This window comes from Clostridium sp. DSM 8431 (genome assembly GCF_900116755.1).
Classification (GTDB): Bacteria; Bacillota; Clostridia; order Clostridiales; family Clostridiaceae; genus Clostridium.
In genome coordinates this window covers 1-3424 of record NZ_FPBY01000247.1, presented here as the reverse complement: position 1 = coordinate 3424, position 3424 = coordinate 1, and the positions used below count along the sequence as shown (strand labels likewise).

The window sequence follows — 3424 nt, the reverse complement described above, 5'->3', positions numbered from 1 at the left end:
GATGAAAAAATATAAGTATATGAAAAAAACAACCATACAAGCTTTTGAGCTAGTATGGTCGTTTGATTTTTAGGACTTTTTTTACAGCCCCTTTTCTTTAGAACAAGTATCTAACAATGCTAACTTAATGACATTGCTGTCTATATAGCGTCCTTTTTGTGTGTTAATTTACATTAATCTAATATTAATTTTCCTGAGTCCATTGTGTATATATGATCGCATAATTCATCAATATCAACTTTATTATGGCTAGATAATAATATTGTTACTCCTTGATTTTTTAAATTTAATAATAGTTTTCTTATTAAGATAACAGACTCTTCATCTAATGCATTCATAGGCTCGTCCAATATTAATAGTTTAGGATTTTCCATTAATGCTTGGGCTATTCCTAGTTTTTGTTTCATACCTAAAGAGTATGTTTTTAAAGTTTTTTTATTTTCTGCATCTAATGTAACAAGGTTAATATATTTTTTTATTGTTTCATCATCAACTTTATTATTAATACTTGCTAATATCTTTAGGTTTTCGAAAGCAGAATATTGAGGAAGGAATCCTGGGTTTTCAATTATTATTCCTGTTTCTTTTGGGAAAGTTCCATTCTTTATTGGTCTATCGAGAACAGTAATTTCTCCACTAGTTGGATTTATTAGTCCGCAAATTGATTTGAATAACATTGTTTTACCTGAACCATTTTTTCCTACAATCCCATAGATAGTTCCTTTTTTAAATTCTACAGAAATATCGTTAAGTATATCTATATTAGAAACTTTTTTGGATAAGTTTTTTATTTTTACAATTACTGTATTGTTCATATTTTCCTCCTAAAGTTTTATGTAAAAATATTATATATTAATCTATAAATTTATAATCACCTCTAGTAGAACTAATTCTTCCAAGTAAATAAGTAGCAGAAATTAATATTCCCCAATATAATACTCTGGATAATATAAATGAATAATTTGAAAAGTCTTCAATAGGTGAAGTAATAAAATATATATTATTAGTAAATGATAGTTTTTCACCTATTATTCCAAATGTATCCATAAATCTGCTAAATGTATTTATAGCAATAACTATAAGAAGTGATAATCCTCTTTTATTAAAAAATGAATCTATCACATAGTATAATATTCCTTCAAAAAAGAAGTATACAATTACAAATAAATTTGTAAGTAATACATATGTAAGTGGGCTCATAATAGTAGTTAATACTTGTACATTATCTAAAGAATAAAATATGTTTAGTACACCATTTGAAATTGAATAAAAGTATTGACTCCATGAATTAGTTATTGGAAGGAATAAAATACCTTCTATAAGTGAAAATGTATTAATTGTTAGAGTATACAATATTGACATAATTAATAATGTAAGAACATTTATGTTATATACTTGGAGCTTACTGTTAAATTTTAAATAATAATACTTATAAAAATTATTTTTTTGATGTACATTATAAATTATTAGCAGGTATCCTAACGAATAAACCATAAATAATGCAAAGTAATCAAACTGAGCCATAAATAAATCAAAAATATTATGTTGTGTAGATCCAAGTAATATATATATAAATAACGAAAAATTATATATAAGCAATGGAGCTAAAATTATCAGTATTTTATATGAAGAAAGTTTTAAAATAAGATAATTATAAATCTTTTTCATTTCTATATTTCACTCCTAAATTAAATAATAATATACTTAAAGCTAATAATATTATTTGATACACTAACAAGTAAAACTCTTGAGCAGTAGCACTAGGAGAAAACAATACACTCATATTATGACTGCCTAAACCAATATAAGGGAGAATTGTCATTGATAGCATATATATTGCAAATGGACATATGAAAGATAAATATTTATTATTAATAAAAGGGGACAAACCTAATCCTAAAGTTGCAAATATAGCGTTAAATAAAAATGATAGTATAAAAATAAAAATAACATATAACCATTTACTTTTTACGTATAAAAACATATAGGTGCCTGCTTTATCAAAGAAACTATTAGGATTAGTGCTGATTCCAAGGAATAAACATATAATAATCAAAATAGTTAATAATGATGATACTATTATTACTCCACTAGCAATTGCATTAACTAATATTCTATTTAAAATATATCTTTTTTTATCCATTCTTATATAGATAAACTTCAAGAATCCAGAATCTTTATCGTGTAAATATGAATTTGAAAATGGTAATACTGCTAATAGTGGAGCAATAACACCAAGAAAACTTTTTGATCCTGAATCTCTAGTAAGTAGAAAAATATCTGCAGAGTCATAGAATTTTTTACACTTATCTAATTCAATACTGAAATCGTAAAATGAAGTTCCATAAAATCCTATTAATAACGTAACTAAAGTTATTAAAAATGCTGCTAGTGATGATTTTGAAAAAATTGCTCGTTTTAATTCGTTTTTGAAATAAAGTGACATTTTAGTAACTCCTTTGTAGTGTTAAAAATTAATACATTAAATTACATTTGATTATCATATATAATTTAATGTATTTTAAATAAATTAGATTTTATTATGAAGTGAATTTACCATTTACATTACATGGATGGTTAGTTTTCCAGTCAGTTTTCATTCTTAATTTTGTAGGATTTCCAACATAGTAAGATGCATTATTACCTTTGTAAGCTTTTTTATATAGCCCTGTAGATGTGAAGCTCACATCCTTAGATATTTGTGAACCATCAGTGTTTATAACCCACGCAACAAATCCGTCATTTTTTTCAACCCAACCAAGTCTACTAACCCTTAGATAAAACTGATCTTCTGTATCAGCTTTGTAAGCAATACGGCTAGTTTCATATCCTGTTGATGGCATTTGAAAACTGTAATCAATAGTTTGAGCTTGAGCTATTACTGATAATGCAGATACTGACATTAAAAGTGAGATTGCTCCAGTTATTATTTTTTTTCTCATATTATTTACTCTTTTTGGAAAATATGTTGTTTTTGATATTTTTTGAAAAATTTTTTACAAAAATATTATATATTGTATGTTTAGACTTGTCAATAAAACGTTAAAAACATTTTTTGTCAATTTTATCTTTAATTTATGCGAGTTAAAGAAGCAAAACTTAATATTATAATAAAAAAATTTTTTATTATAAATAACAAAAATACAAAAAAGGCAAGAGAGGAAAGTAAATTTTTTAGACGTATGTGTAATTGTGAAGATTGGATTTTAAAATTGGTTTAGTTCTGACAAAGTAATTAATTTCAAGTTATATGCAATAATATTCTATGATATTCTTATAATAATTTAAAAATAGGATGCTTGTTCTTATCCCCGGGTAAGATCAATAAGTAAGCACTAAGTCTTATTTCATTAGGGCCTTTTTAAAGGAGGAATGAGATTTAGTGTTTTATTTTTTTATTAAGAAATATATATTTTTGGAGGAT

Annotated in this window: 4 protein-coding genes; all 4 read right to left on the bottom strand. The window is 24.7% G+C overall.

Going from position 1 to position 3424, the window contains the following annotated elements; all coding sequences use genetic code 11:
• Positions 1 to 173: 173 nt before the first annotated feature.
• Positions 174 to 815, bottom strand: a complete 642-nt coding sequence (locus tag BM384_RS16225) for an ABC transporter ATP-binding protein (RefSeq protein WP_090015188.1) — start codon at positions 813 to 815, stop codon at positions 174 to 176.
• Positions 816 to 852: 37 nt separating this feature from the next.
• Positions 853 to 1362 (bottom strand): hypothetical protein, encoded by a 510-nt coding sequence (locus BM384_RS18045; protein ID WP_207650744.1) that lies wholly within the window; start codon positions 1360 to 1362, stop codon positions 853 to 855.
• A gap of 289 nt (positions 1363 to 1651) precedes the next feature.
• Positions 1652 to 2446: a hypothetical protein gene (locus tag BM384_RS16215; RefSeq protein ID WP_090015184.1), complete on the bottom strand. Its 795-nt coding sequence runs from the start codon at positions 2444 to 2446 to the stop codon at positions 1652 to 1654.
• A gap of 94 nt (positions 2447 to 2540) precedes the next feature.
• A complete protein-coding gene (locus BM384_RS16210; protein ID WP_090015182.1) occupies positions 2541 to 2942 on the bottom strand; it encodes a hypothetical protein in 402 nt (133 codons plus the stop codon).
• Between the last annotated feature and the right edge of the window lie 482 nt (positions 2943 to 3424).

Excerpts from the sequence above, each read along its gene's own strand:
- BM384_RS16210 (WP_090015182.1), bottom strand. The coding sequence starts at position 2,942 with ATGAGAAAAAAAATAATAACTGGAGCAATCTCACTTTTAATGTCAGTA.
- BM384_RS16225 (WP_090015188.1), bottom strand. The coding sequence starts at position 815 with ATGAACAATACAGTAATTGTAAAAATAAAAAACTTATCCAAAAAAGTT.
- BM384_RS18045 (WP_207650744.1), bottom strand. The coding sequence starts at position 1,362 with ATGTCAATATTGTATACTCTAACAATTAATACATTTTCACTTATAGAA.
- BM384_RS16215 (WP_090015184.1), bottom strand. The coding sequence starts at position 2,446 with ATGTCACTTTATTTCAAAAACGAATTAAAACGAGCAATTTTTTCAAAA.